The organism is Brevibacterium limosum (genome assembly GCF_011617705.1).
Taxonomy (GTDB): domain Bacteria; phylum Actinomycetota; class Actinomycetes; order Actinomycetales; family Brevibacteriaceae; genus Brevibacterium; species Brevibacterium limosum.
Window position 1 is genome coordinate 3,755,456 of record NZ_CP050154.1, and the last position, 16,810, is coordinate 3,772,265.

14 protein-coding genes are annotated in these 16,810 nt (G+C 67.5%); 6 read left to right on the forward strand and 8 right to left on the reverse strand.

What is annotated here, in order from left to right; translation table 11 throughout:
• Window positions 1-66: 66 nt before the first annotated feature.
• The 4 genes from GUY37_RS16830 to GUY37_RS16845 all read right to left on the reverse strand — a co-directional run bounded on the left by GUY37_RS16830 (window position 67) and on the right by GUY37_RS16845 (window position 5,054).
• Window positions 67-1,143, reverse strand: a complete 1,077-nt coding sequence (locus GUY37_RS16830; RefSeq protein WP_228278490.1) for a phosphotransferase family protein — start codon at window positions 1,141-1,143, stop codon at window positions 67-69.
• Between the two features lie 2 nt (window positions 1,144-1,145).
• Entirely contained in the window at window positions 1,146-2,405 is a 1,260-nt protein-coding gene (locus tag GUY37_RS16835; protein WP_166828001.1) for an acyl-CoA dehydrogenase family protein, read from the reverse strand.
• A complete protein-coding gene (locus GUY37_RS16840; protein ID WP_166828003.1) occupies window positions 2,402-3,181 on the reverse strand; it encodes an SDR family oxidoreductase in 780 nt (259 codons plus the stop codon). Before GUY37_RS16840 ends, GUY37_RS16835 begins: the two co-directional genes overlap by 4 nt.
• Before the next feature lie 106 nt (window positions 3,182-3,287).
• Window positions 3,288-5,054, reverse strand: a complete 1,767-nt coding sequence (locus GUY37_RS16845) for a class I adenylate-forming enzyme family protein (RefSeq protein WP_208094709.1) — start codon at window positions 5,052-5,054, stop codon at window positions 3,288-3,290.
• A gap of 209 nt (window positions 5,055-5,263) precedes the next feature.
• On the opposite strand from GUY37_RS16845, the gene GUY37_RS16850 reads away from it, so the two are divergent.
• Window positions 5,264-5,878 carry a TetR/AcrR family transcriptional regulator gene (locus tag GUY37_RS16850; RefSeq protein WP_166828009.1) on the forward strand — a complete coding sequence of 205 codons (615 nt, stop codon included), beginning with the start codon at window positions 5,264-5,266 and terminating at the stop codon, window positions 5,876-5,878.
• 221 nt (window positions 5,879-6,099) lie between these two features.
• Here GUY37_RS16850 and GUY37_RS16855 read toward each other — a convergent pair whose 3' ends face one another.
• Window positions 6,100-6,918 carry an SDR family oxidoreductase gene (locus GUY37_RS16855; protein ID WP_166828013.1) on the reverse strand — a complete coding sequence of 273 codons (819 nt, stop codon included), beginning with the start codon at window positions 6,916-6,918 and terminating at the stop codon, window positions 6,100-6,102.
• A 158-nt stretch (window positions 6,919-7,076) separates the two neighbouring features.
• Here GUY37_RS16855 and GUY37_RS16860 point away from each other — a divergent pair, with 158 nt between their 5' ends.
• On the forward strand, window positions 7,077-8,375 hold the full coding sequence (locus GUY37_RS16860) for a DUF1990 family protein (protein WP_166828015.1): 1,299 nt from the start codon (window positions 7,077-7,079) through the stop codon (window positions 8,373-8,375).
• Between the two features lie 140 nt (window positions 8,376-8,515).
• On the opposite strand, the gene GUY37_RS16865 is transcribed toward GUY37_RS16860, so the two are convergent.
• Window positions 8,516-9,412 carry a LysR substrate-binding domain-containing protein gene (locus tag GUY37_RS16865; RefSeq protein ID WP_166828018.1) on the reverse strand — a complete coding sequence of 299 codons (897 nt, stop codon included), beginning with the start codon at window positions 9,410-9,412 and terminating at the stop codon, window positions 8,516-8,518.
• A 184-nt stretch (window positions 9,413-9,596) separates the two neighbouring features.
• On the opposite strand from GUY37_RS16865, the gene GUY37_RS16870 reads away from it, so the two are divergent.
• The 3 genes from GUY37_RS16870 to fabG all read left to right on the forward strand — a co-directional run bounded on the left by GUY37_RS16870 (window position 9,597) and on the right by fabG (window position 12,907).
• Entirely contained in the window at window positions 9,597-10,811 is a 1,215-nt protein-coding gene (locus tag GUY37_RS16870) for a CaiB/BaiF CoA transferase family protein (RefSeq protein WP_166828021.1), read from the forward strand.
• A 92-nt stretch (window positions 10,812-10,903) separates the two neighbouring features.
• Window positions 10,904-12,067 (forward strand): acyl-CoA dehydrogenase family protein, encoded by a 1,164-nt coding sequence (locus GUY37_RS16875; RefSeq protein ID WP_166828024.1) that lies wholly within the window; start codon window positions 10,904-10,906, stop codon window positions 12,065-12,067.
• A gap of 30 nt (window positions 12,068-12,097) precedes the next feature.
• Complete coding sequence (fabG, locus tag GUY37_RS16880) at window positions 12,098-12,907, forward strand: 3-oxoacyl-ACP reductase FabG (RefSeq protein ID WP_166828027.1); 810 nt, start codon at window positions 12,098-12,100, stop codon at window positions 12,905-12,907.
• Window positions 12,908-12,929: 22 nt separating this feature from the next.
• Here the strand turns inward: fabG and GUY37_RS16885 are convergent, their stop codons facing one another.
• Together GUY37_RS16885 and GUY37_RS16890 are read right to left on the reverse strand one after the other, a co-directional pair.
• Window positions 12,930-14,240, reverse strand: a complete 1,311-nt coding sequence (locus tag GUY37_RS16885) for an acyltransferase family protein (protein ID WP_166828030.1) — start codon at window positions 14,238-14,240, stop codon at window positions 12,930-12,932.
• 94 nt (window positions 14,241-14,334) lie between these two features.
• The gene (locus GUY37_RS16890; RefSeq protein ID WP_166828033.1) at window positions 14,335-16,137 is read right to left on the reverse strand and encodes an amidohydrolase; all 1,803 of its coding nucleotides are present in this window, start codon (window positions 16,135-16,137) and stop codon (window positions 14,335-14,337) included.
• Window positions 16,138-16,229: 92 nt separating this feature from the next.
• On the opposite strand from GUY37_RS16890, the gene GUY37_RS16895 reads away from it, so the two are divergent.
• Entirely contained in the window at window positions 16,230-16,727 is a 498-nt protein-coding gene (locus GUY37_RS16895; RefSeq protein ID WP_166828036.1) for a hypothetical protein, read from the forward strand.
• Window positions 16,728-16,810 lie beyond the last annotated feature (83 nt).

Below are 16,810 nucleotides of genomic sequence, written 5' to 3' on the forward strand. Positions count from 1 at the left end.
GTTCGCAATCAGATACTCTTCGCGTCTGGAGATGTCCGATTGCGACCGCCTCTCGGTCGCTCGCCATCAGCCGACGGTGGCGGCGATGGCTTCGGCAGCCTCGATGAGTTCGGGCACTCCGGTCTCGAGGCTGCCGGTGAAATCACCGGCCGACGTGGCTTCTCCGTTGAGCCATCTCGTGTAGATGGCTTCGCTGAAGATCGCCGCCTTCCACAACGCGAATGCCTCGTACCAGGGCAGCGCGGAGAGGTCGAGCCCCGTCTTCCTCTGGTAGCGCTCGGCGAGTTCAGCGCGGGTGAGGAACCCCACCCTCGCCGTGACCGGGGTGAGGTCCATGACCGTGCGCGGGTGCTCGCGGTCGGTGTAGGTGACGAGGAAGTAGCCGAGGTCGGCGAGCGGATCGCCCAGAGTCGACATCTCCCAATCGAGGATCGCGGCGACCTCGACCGGCGAGGACGAGGCGATCATCGCGTTGCCCGCCCGGTAGTCACCGTGGACGACCGCGTGCCGCTGAGTGGTCGGAATGTTCGCAGCCAACCACTCGCCGAGGCGGCTGACCTGGGGCAGGGAACGCTGAGTGTTCTTTTCCCAGAGGGAGGCGAACAGCTTCACCTGGCGCTGCATGTACCCGTCGGGACGACCGAGCGCGGCCACCTCGGGAACGGTGACGTCGACCGAATGGAGGTCGACGAGGCGGTCGACGAGGGCTTCGCTGAAAGCGCGACGGTCGGCCGCCTCGGCGAGGAGATCAGGCAGGGCGTCGGTGACGACGGTGCCCGGCACGAAACCCATGATGTAGAACGGGACGCCGAGGACCGATTCGTCCTCGCACACGTGGAGGATGGTCGGCACGGCCACGCCCTGTGCACCCAGGACCTGCTGGATCCTTGCCTCCCGGACCATGTCGTGGGTCGACTTCGGGATCGGCGGGCGCGGTCCGCGGCGGAGCACCACATCGATGTCGTCGCGGCGGATGCGGAAGGTGACGTTCGACTGCCCTTCGCCGATGCGGTCCCAGCGGATGGGGCCTGTGCCGATGCCGTGCTTGTCGAGGTAGTCGGTGAGGACGTCGACGATGAGCAGCGGCGGCGCGGACAGTGCCCGCGCCTCGGCGGCGGTGTCGACGACGTCGATGAGCTTCACGGTCAACGCGCCTCCCCGACGATGTCGAGGCGGGGAGCTCCCGCGGCGACTTCCCTGCGGCGCTTCGACGAGGCGCGGCGGGAGATCGCGAACTTGTGCGTCTCGGTGGCGCCGTCGTAGATGCGGAACGGGCGGACGTCATTGAGGTACTGGACGAGCGGCAGCTGGTCGGAGACGCCATCGCCGCCGGTGAGCTGGATGGCCCGGTCGATGACGCGGTAGACAGCTTCGGAGCAGTAGACCTTCGCGATCGAGGACCGCGAGTTCGCCTCCTTCGCATCGGTGGCGAGCACCTCGGAGGTCTTCGTGATCATCGCATCCGAGGTTTCGATGTCGATGACCGACTGCGCGATGAGCTCCTGCGCGAGCCCCTGACGTGCGAGGATGTCACCGAAAGCCTCCCGATGTTCGGCTCGGTCGAGCGCAGTGTCCAGCGCGCGACGGGCCAGCCCCAGCCACCGCATGCAGTGGGTGAGTCGGGCGGGGGCCAGGCGCACCTGGGCATAGGCGAAGCCCTTGCCCGGTTCGCCGAGGATCGCCGAAGCAGGAACACGGACGTCATCGAAGTGGACGTAGGGGTGGCCGCCGGCGATCGTACGATCGACCGTGTTGATCGACCGACCGACGCTGACCCCGGGGGTGCCCTTGGGTACGAGGAACATCGTGGCCGCCTGCCCTTTCTTCGCCTGTGCGGAGCCGGACCCCTCGGTCGCCTCGGCGGAGTCCTCTGGGGCGGTGGCGGCCATGACGATGAAGAAGCTGCACAGTTCGGCCCCGGAGATGAAGCGTTTGTCACCGGTGATGACCCACTCATCGCCGTCTTTGACCGCGCGGGTGGCGAGCGCCGACGGATCGGAGCCGGTGCCCGGGTGCGGTTCGGTCATGGCGAAGGAGGAGCGCACGTCGCCGGCGGCCAACGGAGCGAGGAAGCGTTCCTTCTGCTCCTGTGTGGCGATCTGGGCGAGCATGTGCATATTGCCTTCGTCGGGCGCCATGCAGCCCAGCACGGCGGGTCCGATCGGCGAGTAACCGGCCTCCTGGAACACCGGGGACCAGAATTCGATCGGCACACCCTGGCCGCCCCATTCTGCGGGCACATGCGGGGCGAAGACTCCGGCGGCCTTGGCCTTGGCTTTGGGATCGGCGAGCACCACCTCGTCGAGGTAGTCCCCGGGACGAGGTTCGGCGGGCATGACGACTTCGCGGATGAAGGTGCGGGTGCGCTGGCGCAGCTCTTCGACGTCGGCGGGGATCTGGCTCACGCTGTGCCTCCTGCTGTGATGAGTCCGCCGTCGGCGGTGAGGATCTGAGCGGTGATCCAGTCGGAGTCGTCCGAGGTGAGGTATGCGGCGGCTGCGCCGATGTCCTCGGGGGTGCCGAGACGGCCGGCCGGATAGGCGGCGGTGACTTCGTCTTCTCTGCCTTCGTAGAGGGCGGTGGCGAAGCGGGTCTTGACGATGGCCGGAGCGATTCCGTTGACGCGGACATCTGGCCCGAGTTCGACGGCGAGGGTCTTCACGAGGTGGGAGACGGCGGCCTTCGAGACGCCGTAGAGGCCGATGCCTTCGCTCGGATTCTGGCCGGCGACCGAGGAGATGGACAGGATCCGGCCCTTGTTCTCACAGAAGCGCAGTCCCTCGTGGTGGACCGCGCCCTGGACCCAGGCCAATGTGCCGAGCACGTTGACCTCGAGGATCTTCCGGGCGGCGTCGAGCTCGATGTCGACGGTCTGACCGTAGACGGGGTTGATGCCGACGTTCGTGACCAGGACGTCGAGACGGCCGAACTTCTGGGCGATCGTGTCGAAGACTTCGTCGCGGTGGGCCGGATCATCGGCCTTGCCGGCGATGCCGATCGCAGTGCCGGCGGGGAATTCGGCGACGGTCTCGGCCAGCGGTTCGGGCTTGCGGGCGGTGAGGACGACGGTCGCGCCTTCGGCCTGCAGCCGCCTCGCGATGCCGAGGCCGATGCCGCGGCTCGATCCCGTGACGAGGGCGACCTGGCCCTCGAAACGGCGTCCGAACGATGATTCGCTCATTGCTTCTCCTGTGTTGCGGGTTCTCTGTCTGTGAGTTCTCTGTCTGTGGGGCCGGTCAGGGGCCGGGCCTGTCCTCGGTAGGGCCGCCTCGGTGACGGCACGATCGTCAGTTCTCAGCGGTGGTCTCGCGGCCGGAGTCGCGCAGCAGTCGGCGTTGGATCTTTCCTGTGTGCGTCTTCGGCAGATCGGACATGACATGGACGATGCGGGGGTATTTGTAGGCGGCAAGCCGTTCCTTCGCGAATGCGATGAGCTCATCGGCGCTCGCGCTCTGCCCAGCGCGCAGAGAGACGTAGGCGACGACGGTCTCACCGCGGTAGTCGTCGGGCTGGCCGACGACGGCGGCTTCGAGCACGGCCGGGTGCTCATAGAGGACGTCCTCGACCTCGCGCGGCCACACCTTGAAGCCCGAGGCGTTGATCTGGTCCTTGATCCGGTCGACGAGGTAGATCCAGCCGGCGTCGTCCATGACTCCGACATCGCCGGTGCGCAGCCAGCCGTCGTCGAAGGCCGCCTCATCGGCTTCGGGTCTGCCGAGGTAGCCGGGCGTGATCTGCGGTCCGCGCAGCTCGAGTTCACCGGCCGTGGCATCGGTGACGACGGTTCCGTCGGCGACGTCGACGATGCGGGCCTCGAGTCCGGGGAACGGCACGCCGACGGCCAGGGTGTCGGTGGCCGCGTCGACGGGTGCCTCGGTGTTCGGCGGGACTCCGATGACCGCCGAGGCGGTTTCGGTCATCCCGTAGATGTTGTGGATGTAGTGGCCGAACCGGTTCCGGAAGCGCTCCACGGTGGCCGGCGGCACGGGGGCTCCGCCGGAGTAGAGGCAGCGGATGCTCTTCAGGTCGTCTGCGGTCGCCGTCTCGTGTTCGAGCAGGGCGTTGTAGACGGTGATCGAGCCGATGGTCACGGTCACCTTGTCGTCGCGGATGGCGGTCACGATCTTCTCCGCGTTGACGCGGCCGATGAAGTCGAGTGTGATCGGGAAGATCAGGGAGGTCGCCGCGCATGCGACGGCACCGGTGATGTGGAAGAGCGGGGCGATGGCGAGCATGACGTCGCCTTCGCCGAGGTTCATCCACGCTCCGTACGACCGTGCCACTGCAAGGACGTTGCGGTGGGTGCCGACGGCACCCTTGGCCGGACCGGTGGTCCCGGAGGTGTAGGTGAGCAGGGCGGCGTCGTCGAGGCCGGGCAGCAGGTCCGTGCGGCGGTTGGGCGCATCGGCGCGACCGGCGAACGCCTCGGTGCGGTGGGCGGCGAGGAAGTCGCCCCACGAATCGACGGTGATGCCCGCATCGGGGGCGGCCGCCTCGGTGAGGGTGGCTGTGGTCTGGGTGGCGTTTCCGGTCTGAGCTGCGGTGGTGAGCTCGGCGGGGTCGCGGTCGTATTCGTCGTCATCGGTCGTGAGCACCCAGGTCAGGGAGCTGCCGGTGAGGGTCTCGCGGACCTGGTCGAGGTCGGCTTCGTCGCAGATGATCGCCGAGGCGGCCGAATCGTCGACGAGTGCGCGCAGTTCGCGACCGCGGTACATGGGGTTGAGGACGAGGGGGACGACTCCGATCTTCCACGCCGCCAGCAGTGCCACGGCGAACTGCGGGACGTTCTGGAGGTAGACGCCGACGATGCTCGACTTCGTCAGGCCGCGGGCGAGGAATCCGGTGGCGAGCGCTTCGGATTCGCGGTCGATGTCGGTGGTGGTGAATGTGCGACCGCGGTAGGTCACGGCGGTCTGGTCGGGGTGGGCCTCGACGCGGTCATTCCACGCATGGGCGGTGGACTCGTCGTGGATCGCCGGCGCCTCGCCGACTCCGGCGGGGTAGAGCCGCGTCCACACGTGCTGCGTGGGAGTAGGAGTGTCTTCGGCTGCCATCTGACTGTCGCCCTTCATCGCGTCGGATCGGAACTTTTCTTTGTGGCCGACCGAGCGCTCGCTCGGTTAGTTCTGTATCGTAGGTCACATGGTGGTCGGGCGCAAGGGCGCGCGGCGGGATGCCTCGGCGGTCAAATGGAACCGCCGGGCCGGATTGGCCGTAGATTAGGGATGACGAGACAGTGAGACGGATCAGGCAAGGACACCCCGTGAGCAACACACCCAAGCCCGACTGGCGAGACTACGACGCGCCACTGCTGACGCCGATCCTCCAGTCCGCGCTCGACAGCTTCGTCAAAGGCGGCTTCCACGGCACGAGCATCCGCCAACTCGCCGGTGCCGCTGGTCTGTCAGTGCCCGGTCTCTATCATCACTTCGCGTCGAAGCACGCGATCCTCGCCGAGATCGATCGCCTGGCGATGGAGGATCTGTGGCAGCGCAGCGTCGCCGCACTCGCCGACGGAGGGCAGGAGCCGACCGCGCGGTTCGATCGGCTCATCGAATGCCTGCTGCTCTTCCACGCTCACCAGTCGGATCTCGCCTTCATCGCGTTCAGCGAGATCCGGGCCCTGCAGGATCAGCACCGGGACGCCCATATCGCCGCGCGTGACCGGCAGCAGAAACTCCTCGACGAGGTGGTCGAGGAGTGTGTTGCCGACGGCAGTTTCAGCACGGAGTTCCCGCGTGATGCCTCACGTGCGATCACGACGATCTGCACAGGTGTCTCACAGTGGTACCGGACCGGCGGCGAGCTGACACCAGCGGACTTGGCCGACCGCTACGGACTCATCTGCGCCCACGCCGCCGGCCTCCCGGTGAAGTAGCGACCGGCGCTCAGGCGCTGCCGCTTGCCCGCACGCGGCAGCGAACACCTTCTGCACTGGATTGTTGGGGCGATCCACGGTGGTTTCCACGCCTGAAACACCGTGGATCGACCCACCAATGCGCCTCAGAAAGGTACCGCAAAGAACTTAGGTCGCCATCGGATACTTTCCGTCAAGAGAAGTATCCGATGGCGACCTGAAATCGAGCCGCAGGCTCAGTCTCAGGCGCTGCCGCCGGCGGTGACGACTCCCCCATCGGCGGTGAGCACCTGGGCGGTGATCCAGTCGGCGTCGTCGGAGGCGAGATAGGCGACGGCACCGGCGATGTCCTCGGGAGTGCCGAGGCGCTTGACCGGGTACGCGGAGGCGACCTCCTCTTCCCTGCCCTCGTAGAGCGCGGTCGCGAACTTCGTCTTCACGACCGCCGGGGCGACGGCATTGACGCGGATGTCGGGACCGAGCTCGACTGCGAGCGTCTTCGTCAGATGCGAGACCGCAGCCTTCGAAATACCGTAGAAACCGATCCCCTCGCTCGGGACCTGTCCGGCGACCGACGACAGGGTCACGACGCGGCCTCTGTTCCCTCGGAAGTTCAGGCCCGGGTGGTGGACAGCGTCCTGCACCCAGGACAGCGTGCCGAGGACGTTGACGTCGAAGATCTTCCGCGCGGCATCGAGGTCCATGTCCACCAGCGGCCCGTAGACGGGGTTGATCCCGGCGTTGGCCACGAGCACATCGAGGCGGCCGAATCTCTGCGCGACCGTGTCGAACACCTCTGCCCGGTGAGCCGGGTCATCGGCCTTGCCGGCGATGGCGAGCGCCGTGCCTTCGGGGAACTCGGCGGCCGCTTCGTTCAGCGCCTCGGGCTTGCGTGCGGTGAGGACGACAGTGGCCCCCTCCGCGTTGAGCCGCCGAGCGATTCCGAGCCCGATGCCACGGCTGGCACCCGTGATGACGGCGACCTGCCCTTCGAACCGACGACCGGACTTCGGAGCCGCCGAGGCGGCTGCCGGCTGAGTGGCTGAGGTGCTGTCTGACATAGATGAACTCCAGTGTTCGTGCGGTGACATGAGCATTCGGTGCTGAGCTGGCGAAACGCTGTGAAGCGAGCGTTCGTTCAGCGATCAGTTCTCATCGTAGGCATGGGCACCGAAGGAAGACAAGGACAGCGGCATTGAGTTGGGACGAGAATGAAGACATGAATCACCTCGAGTTCCATCTCGACCTCGGTCCGGCCGACCGGTTCCCGCTCGCTCGGGAGGCCGTCTTCTCGTGGACGCTCCAGGAGCTCGCGGGCGTCGTCGTCCGCCCCGCCCGGCGCGTGACCGCAGGCCAGATCGTCGATCTCCACCTCAATCCCGTATGGCCGATCTCGCCGAGGCGGCTGCACGGTCGGGATCTGCTCGTGCCGGTCGGTTCGTGCGTCGTCACCAGAGTCGTCGACGAGGAGGACCGGGCCGGGTTCACCTATCGGACTCTGCCGGGGCATCTCGAGGACGGGGAGGAGACCTTCCTCGTGTCCATCGGGTCCGGCGGCCGCCTCGGCGTGACCATCAGCGCCGATTCCGTTCCTGCTCATCCGCTGCTTCGCCTGGCCGCTCCAGTGACGGTGGCCGCGCAGGAGATGATGGCCGGGCGCTATGCCGAAGGGCTGAAGCGGCAGCTCAGAACCGCCGACGGCAGTCGTCTCGCACGCGCCCTCGCTTCGGCCTCGGCCCTGCTCGGGCGGGAGCTGAGCTTCGTCGAAGCCCTTGCCGGCGGTCAGCACGCGGTGACAGCGGCGGCCCGAGTCGGAGACGAGGAGCTCGTCGTCCGCCTGTTCCCCGTCGGCCACGACGCAGCGATCCGAGAGACCGCTGTGCTGGATCGGCTGGCCCCTCTCGGTGATCTCGTCCCCCACCTCGTCGCACACAGCACAGACCTGCACGACCCGGTCATCGTCACGACCCGCGTGCCGGGCTCAGCACCGGATCCGGCGACGCCACTGACCACCATCGCCCGCGAGATGGCAGCAGCCCTGATTCGCATCCACGCGCTCGACGGGACCGGCCTGCCTCCGACGCCGCAGTCCCCGCCGAACGGAGACTCAGCCCTCGCCGTTCGGGCACAACGGGAGTGGGTGAGCCTCGACATGACCGATCCCGTCCTCACACATACGGACTTCTGGACCGGCAATGCCCTTTGGGCGCGGGGACGCCTCACCGGAATCGTCGATTGGTCGGGCGCGAGCCGCGGACCGCGCGGCGTCGACCTCGCCTGGTGCCGCCAGGATCTCGTGCTCCTCGGCTCCCCCGAGGCGGCGCACATCCTCCTCGACGAATACGAACGTCTTCTGGGCCGCCGCATCTCCGACATCGGCGCGTGGGACGTCCAAGCCGCGGCACGTGCCCACGAACGCGTCGAGACCTGGCTGCCCAACTATCACGGGATCGGTCTCACGGACATGACCGCCGAGGATCTCCGCCACCGCCTCGACACATGGAACGCGCGGCTGTGAGCACCGCCTCGAAATCTGGAACGCGAGGCTGTGAGCACCGCCTCGACACTTGGAACGCGGGGCTGTGAGCACCGCCGGACGCCAGCTGCAACACCATCGGACAGCAGGGCTGACACTGCGCCCAGCCGGCGGTCGGTGCCTCATTCCACGGTCGGCAGGACCGCCTCGGCGAGGGTGAGCACCGCCTCCACGGATGCCTTTCCGTGGTCGGTGCGGTGGGCGAGGTAGAGCTTCGTGGGCTCGTCGGGGATGTCGAGCGGCACGGCGACGGTGCCGGACTCACGCGTGGCGGCGGACACCGAGTCGAAGGTGATCGAGATGCCGACCCCGGCCGCGACCAGAGCCCCGATCGTCTGTGAATCCGGCGCGCTCTGGACCAGCCGCGGCGAGAATCCCGCTTCGTGGCACAGCCGCAGCGTCGTCTCGCGCAGCGTCGAGCTCGGGTGCTCGGGCAGAGCGATGAAATCCTCGTCGGCGAGCTCATCCACCCGCACCGAGGCGCGTCCCACCAGTCGATGCCCCACCGGCAGTGCGGCCGAGAGCCGCTCGACCATCACCGCCCGGCCCGTGACCCCGGGCGGCCGCTTCGCCCACCTCACGAGGGCGAGGTCGAGCGAGCCGTCGACGAGGCGGGTGATCCCCTCCTCGGCGTAGACATCGGACTCGAGCCCGAAGCTGATCCCCGGTCTGTGCTCAGTCGATGCGGCCACGAGCGCGGCGGCCAGCCTGCGCGAGGACGAGCGGGCGAATCCGAATTCGATGCGCCCCGTCTCTCCGTCGGCCGCCCGGCGCACCGCCTCGGCGGCCAATGATCGGTACTCGACCATCTTCCGAGCCGGCTCCAGCATCGCCTCCCCCGCCGCGGTCAGCGCCACATGGCGGGTCGTGCGCCGGAACAGATCGACGCCGAGGTGGTCCTCGAGCGCACGGATCGTGCGGCTCAGCGGCGGCTGCAGCATCCCGAGCCGCTCGGCCGCGCGACCGAAGTGCAGCTCCTCAGCGACGGCGAGGAACGCCTTGACCTGCTGAATCTCCATCGACTGCCCTTCTTCCCACTCCGCGCCGATATCCGTCTTGATAATAATGCATGTACATTATTGCCGGTTTTGTTATATGGTGGGACGGACCACGCGCCGACCGCGCAGGCTCGAGCCTCGAATGCCGAGCCCGACAGCGCGCAGCAGCGCCGCCGGACCACGACAGACAGGAAGACTTTCGACGATGAAGCAGTCGACCACTTCTGAGCACGACCACCGCCGGTCGCCTGCCCACGACCGCCTCGAGGAGTTCCTCCCCCGCGCCGGCTCGGGTCCGCTGTCGGGACAGATCGTCGTCGACTTCTCCCGCGTCCTCGCCGGACCGTATTCGACGATGATGCTCGCCGACCTCGGCGCCACCGTCATCAAGGTCGAAGGACCCAAGGGCGATGACACCCGGCATTGGGCTCCGCCGGTACGCGACGAGGACGCCACCTACTATCTGTCGATCAACCGCAACAAGTACGACATCGTCCTCGACTTCACCGACCCCGACGACCTCGCCACCGCGCAGAAGCTCGCGGCCGAAGCCGATATCGTCGTCGAGAACTTCAAGCCCGGCGGGCTGGCGAAGTACGGCCTCGACTTCGACAGCGTCTCCACGACCAATCCGACGGTCGTCTATGCTTCGGTGACCGGTTTCGGGCGTGAGAACCCGCTGCCCGGATACGACCTCCTCATGCAGGCGCTGTCCGGTTTCATGTCGGTCACCGGCAGCCCCGACGGTTCGCCGTACCGCGCCGGTGTCGCCGTCTTCGACGTCATGACCGGCCTGCACACGACGATCGGCATTCTCGCCGCCGTCCAGCACCGCACCCTGACCGGAGAGGGTCAGCTCGTCGAGACCAACCTCATGTCCTCGGCCATGTCCGGCCTGGCCAACCAGTCCGGCGCCTATGCCGCCGCGGGCGTCGATCCGACCCGGATGGGCAACGCCCACCCCAGTCTCTACCCCTACCAGCCGATGGCCACGAAGTCCGGCGAGATCATCGTCGCCGCGGCCAATGACGGCCAGTTCCGGATCCTCGCCGAGGTGGTCGGCCGCCCCGATTGGTGCGACGACGAACGATTCGCCGACGCGAAGAACCGCAACGCCAACCGCGACGCCCTCGAGCCCGAGCTGCTCGAGGCCCTTCGGGCCCACACCGCCCAGGAATGGTTCGACAGGCTTTCGACCGCCGGGCTGCCCTGTGCCCCGATCAACACGATCGCCGAAGGCGTCGAACACGCCAAGAGCCTCGGCTTGGAGCCGGTCGTGGACACCGGCAGCGGCGGACGCGTCGTCCCGACCGTCCGCAACCCGATCACCCTGTCGAGGTCGCAGGTCTCCTACGATCTCGCACCGCCGGAGCTCGGCGCCGACTCCGATCGGGTCCGTGCCTGGCTCGACAGCCTCTAGACCGCACCAGTTCGCACTCATCCAGTCAGAACCTCACCCCCGACGCCTGGCCGCAGACACCTGCACAGCGTCCGTCCGAAGGAGACACAGCAATGGACAACTCGGAACTCGACGACATCCTCGCAGCCGTGCGCGAATTCGTGCGCGAGAAGGTCGTCCCCCTCGAGACCCAGGTCGAGGACGAGGACGCCTTTCCCGAGTCGATCATCAAGGAATCCGCCGAGATGGGACTCTTCGGCTGGGCCCTGCCCGAGGAGTACGGCAGCCTGGGCCTGAACGCCGAACAGGACGCGCTCCTGGCCATGGAACTCGGCTACACGACCCCGTCGTTCCGCTCGCTGTTCGGCACGAACAACGGCATCGCCGGACAGGTGCTCGTCAGCTACGGCACCGATGAGCAGAAGTCCGAGTGGCTGCCCCGTCTGGCCTCCGGCGACGTCGTCGCCTCCTTCGCCCTCACCGAGTCCGAGGCCGGTTCCGACCCCTCGGGCCTGCGCACGAAGGCCGAACGCGTTGGCGATGACTACATCATCAACGGCTCGAAACGCTTCATCACCAATGCCGAGGCCTCCGATGTGCTCATGGTCTTCGCTCGCACCGACCCGAACGCCACCGGGTCGAAGGGCATCTCCGTCTTCCTCGTGCCCACGAAGTCCGCAGGCGTGACCGTCGGCCCGCACGATCACAAGATGGGTCAGGCCGGAGCTTGGACCTCGGAGATCTTCTTCGACGACGTCCGCGTGCCCGCCGCCAACCTCATCGGCGGTGAGGAGGAGAAGGGCTTCTACGCAGCCATGGCCTCTCTGAACAAGGGTCGCCTGCACATCGCCGCGATCTGCGTGGGCCAGTCCATCCGCATCCTCGACGAATCCGTGCGCTTCGCCGCCGAGGCGAAACAGGGCGGGGAGCCGATCGCCCGGTTCCAGCTCGTCCAGGCGATGCTCGCCGATATCTACACCGAGGTGGCTGCCGCCAAGGCGCTCGTCCTGTCGGCCGCGCAGCGCTGGGACGCAGAGACCGATCGCAAGCTCGGCCCCTCCTCGGCGAAGCTCTTCGCTTCCGAAGCCCTCGCCCGCATCGCCGACAAGGGCGTGCAGATCCAGGGCGGAATGGGCTATATGCGCGAATCCGCGGTCGAACGCTTCTACCGTCACGCTCGCCTGTTCCGCATCTATGAAGGCACCTCCGAGGTCCAGCGCGTCGTCGTCGCCCGCCAGCTCCTCAAAGGCGCACACAAGCCGCAGTTCAACCTCTGAGAACAACCAACCACGTAAGAAAGGCATCACATGACTGAATCCACGACCGGGAACTCCGGCATCACCATCACCGAAACCGGCGGAGTCACCGCCGTCCCCGGCCTGCTGAACGGCAAGGTCGCCGTCGTCACCGGCGGCGGACAGGGCCTCGGCCTGGCGATGGCCCGCAGCCTCGTCGACTCCGGCGCGAAGGTCGTCCTCGCCGATATGAACGAGGAGAGCCTGCAGGCGGCCGTGGTCGAACTCGGCGGGGACGGCGTCGCCACCGGCGCCGTGTGCAATGTGGCCGACCTCGCCGCCGTCGAGAAGCTCGCCGAGGCGGCCACGACCGCTTTCGGCGGCGTCGACATCTGGGTCAACAACGCCGGCATCACCCGCGATGCGACGATCCGGAAGATGACCGAGCAGCAGTTCGACGACGTCATCTCCGTGCACCTGCGCGGCACCTGGAACGGGCTCAAGGTCGCGACCGCGCTCATGCGCGAACAGGATCGCGGCGGCTCGATCGTCAACGTGTCCTCGATCAGCGGCAAGGTCGGCAACCCCGGACAGTCGAATTACTCCGCGGCGAAGGCGGGCATCGTCGGTATGACGAAGGCCGTGGCCAAGGAGGTCGCGTTCAAGAACATCCGCATCAACGCGATCCAGCCCGGCTTCATCAACACCGCGATGACCGCGGCCATGCCCCAGCACGCCATCGATTCGAAGCTCGCCGAGATCCCGCTCGGCCGTCCGGGCGAACCCGAAGAGGTCGCATCCGTCGTGCTGTTCCTCGCCTCCGGCCTGTCGAGCTACCTCACCGGCACCGTCACCGAGATCTCCGGCGGCCGCAACATCTGATCGAGCCTGCCCTCGCCGAGGATCAGCTCTCCGTCGTTCGCCTGCCGGGGAGGCGGACGACGCCGAAGGCGACCATGCCGATGAGCGGCAGCAGCGGCCAGATCCAGGTGACGCCGTCGTCGACCATCCCGGTGTCGGCCATGATGGCCAGGCCCGCACAGATGGTCGCCGAGGCGGCGATCGGCATCCACATGGGAGGGGCAGGCCGGTCGTCGGGCGCGGGCGTTTCGAATCGGCCGAAGATCACGACGAGCACACCGGTGATCGCGAGCAGGACGAGAGCCCACAGCGGGCGGGTCAGCCACCAGATCCCGGTCAGCGGAGTCGGCAGGAGGGCATCGGCGCCGAGGGCAACGAGCGCATTGGCCAGGGCCGTCAACGAGGTCAGATGCCAGAGGAACCAGGTCATGATGCGCTGGTTGACGAGCACCGTGAGGAGCCAGAGTCCGGGACTGCGCAGGAGCTTCGCCAGCGGACGCTGGAGGATGAGCACGATTCCGGCCTGGGCCATGCCGAGAAAGGCCATGGTCACTCGGGTCGGGGCGGAATTCGAGATCGTGTCGGTGCCTGCGGTGATCATCGAGACCGGGTAGGGGCCGAAGCCGACGAGGAGTCCGAGGCCGACGGCTCCGATGACGAAGAGCAGCAGGCAGCGTTTCAGGCTGGTCAGTCGGCCGTCGAGCCAGGCGTAGCCGAACTGGTGGAAGCTCGCCCAGACGAGCAGGTAGTTCGGGTAGCCGGCGAGCCTGCTCTCGGCGACGATGCTGATGAGGTCGATGAGGCCGGCCAGGCCGACCCCGACGATGATCGACCACCAGCCCCATCTCTCCCACAGGATCAGACACGGCGGGGCGACGATGACGACGAGCAGGTACGCGGCGAGGAACCAGGTCGGCACGAGTGCCATCTGAGACGCCAGCTGCACCGAGGCAGGTTCGGCGCCGGCGGCCAGGGCGATGACGCAGGTGGCCAGCCACACGAGCAGCAGCGGGATGAGCGGGAGGCCGAGTCGGCGCAGGCGGGCCCGCAGCCATTCGGCGTAGCCGGTCTGCCGCCGGCGTGCCAAACGCCAGGACAGAGCATTGGAGTAGCCGCCGACGAGGAAGAAGATCGGCATCACCTGGAACACCCAGGTCAGAGGGTGCGTCCACCGGGCCTGGTCGAGCAGTCCGTGCGGGTCGATTCCGCCGTCGACGCTGACGGCGATGATCGTCCAGTGGCCGAGCACGACGACGGTGATCGCCGCGGCCCGGAGGAAGTCGACCTCGCGGCTGCGGGTGTCCGGGGTCGCCTCGTCGACCTTGCGGGCCTGGGCCAGGAACGAGCGGGGCATGCGGGGATGTCCTTGTCGGTTGATGTTGAGGGGGGCGACGGTTGGGGCTGGGGGCTGCGGCTGAGGTTGGGGCTGTTGCTGAGGGGGCCGCAGGTCAGGCCCGGTATCTGATCTCGCCGCCGACGACGGTGAGTGCGACTCGGGTGTCTCGGATCGCCTCGGCGTGGGCGAACAAGGCTTCCTCGGAAGCGTAGCCGAGGAGGTCGTCGGGTCCGGCGGCAGTCGCATCAGGGTTGAGCCCTTCGGCTGCGCACGGATCGGTGTCGACGAGGATGAAGTCGGCGTCCATGCCCGGAGCCAGGTATCCGCGGCGGTCCTCGAGTCCGGCGGCGAAAGCGGGACCCTGAGTGTGCAGGCGGATCGCCTCGACCGCACTCAGGCGACGGTGTGCCTGGAAGGTCGTGGACGCGTCACCGGAGATATCGGCTCTGGTCATCGCCGCATAGATCGCGGCGAAGGGGTTGGCGGGTTCGACGGGGCCGTCGGAGCCGAAGACGACGTGCGCACCCGCGTCGAGCAGGTCCGGCCAGGCGTAGGCGGCCAGCTGTGCGGATTCGTCGATGAGGTGGAGTAAGTGCAGGTCGGAGATGCAGTGACGCGGCTGCATGGATGCGATCACCCCGAGCTCGGCGAAACGGGTGACGTCCGTCGGCTGGATGAACTGGGCGTGTTCGACGCGGTGGCGTATGGGCCGGTCGAACTTCTCTTCCGCGGCCTGCGTAATGTCGCGCAGCCGCTCGTAGACGGCGAGCACATGGTGGTTCGCCTGGTCGCCGATGGCGTGGATGGCCACGGAGATCCCCGCCTCGGTGGCGATGTGCGCCTGGTCGAAGAGTTCGTCCTCGGTCATCTGCGCGATGCCGAAGTTCCCGGTCTCACCGTCGGTGTCGGGAAACGGTGAGGACATGTGGGAGGTGTGTGAGCCGAGTGCCCCGTCGGAGAACAGCTTCAGTCCCCCGCATTGCAGCCAGTCGTCTCCGTCGCCGGTGTGCCACCCGGTCTCGATCGCCCACGGCACCTCCGGTGAGCGCAGGAACAGCGTGACCCGCATGTCCTGTCGTCCGGCTTCGTGCAGGTCGCTCCACCCCAATGTCGCGGCGATGCCGTCGAAGTCGTGGATCCCGGTCAGCCCCTGGGACAGAAAGAGCTCCTGTGTGGTGGCGAGGCGTTGGACCTGTTCCTCGCGGCTGGGTTCGGGGATGAAGCGGGCGACGAGGTCGGTGGCGTCCTCGCGCACCAGACCGGTGAGCTGCCCGTCGTCGTCGCGGACGAAGCTCCCGCCCGAGGGATCGGGGGTCGCCGCGTCGATTCCGGCGATCTCGAGAGCGTGGGCGTTGGCCCACAGGGTGTGCAGGTCGAGTGACCACATCGCCACGGGATGGTCGGGAACCTCGGCGTCGAGCAGCGTTCGGTCCGGATAATCGGGCACATCCCATTTGTTGAGGTCCCACCCGGAGCCGACCACCCAGGAGCCCACCGGGAGGGAATCGGCGCGTTCGCGGATGGCCGCGACCGCCTCGGTCAGCGATTTCGTCTGGGACAGGTCGAGATCTGTCAGGGAGTCGGCGTACATGACCGAGTGGATGTGGCCGTCGACGAATCCGGGCAGGATGACCTGACCGCTGCAGTCGATCTCGTCGATCTCGAGGCCGGGGATGACCGTGGTCGCGCCGACCCCACCCGCCGAGGCGAGCGCCGCAGTCGTCGACGACTGCGCGGCGGCGATGTCGAGGAGTTCGGCCCGGGTGCCGACGGCGACGATGGTCTCCCCGTCGACGAGGATCGCATCGGGGGCGGGCCGGGTGAGGTCGAAGGTCGCGGCAGTGGGCGCTGCAGGGGTGTTCGTGGCGGTCCGGGGCGCGAAAGTGCGCACGACGGCGTTGGAGAACAGACGCATGGACACCAGTCTAGAGCGGGTGCGGCGGTGAGACTGGTCGGGCGCGGATCGGACGCGGCAGACATTTTTCTACGAAGGGTAGAATCGGGATCATGACTCACTTCTTCAGCACCGATGACTCGCGACTGGCGGCGGGCGCTCGGATCATCCTGCCTGCCGTCTGGCTCGGGCTCATCATCGGCATCTCGCTCATCGAGGCGCCGCTGAAGTTCACGGCCCCGGGCATCACGATCCCGCTGGGGTTGGGCATCGGCCGATTGGTGTTCGGCGTGATGAACTGGGTCGAGCTGGTCATCGCCGTGATCCTGCTGTGGGCGCTGCTCAAGTCGGGCGTCGACCGGGCCTACCGGAGCGTGGCCTGCGGGCTCATCGCGGTGCTCATCATCAAGGTCATCGTCATCCGACCGCTGCTCAACCAGCGCACCGATGCTGTGCTCGCCGGCGTCGACGAGGGCGGGTCATCGTTGCATCTGCTCTACATCGCCGCGGACGGGCTGCTCATCGTCGGACTCATCGCAGCACTCGTCCTCGCGGTGCGCCGGTGGGTGACGATCCGACCGGCGGTGAGAGCAGATTCCGCGGCGGAGTGACGCGAGCCGAAAACGTCATCACATTTCGTCCCCTGATGAGTCACGTTTCGCACTGGTCATCTGGATTTGCCCTGATGACCTGT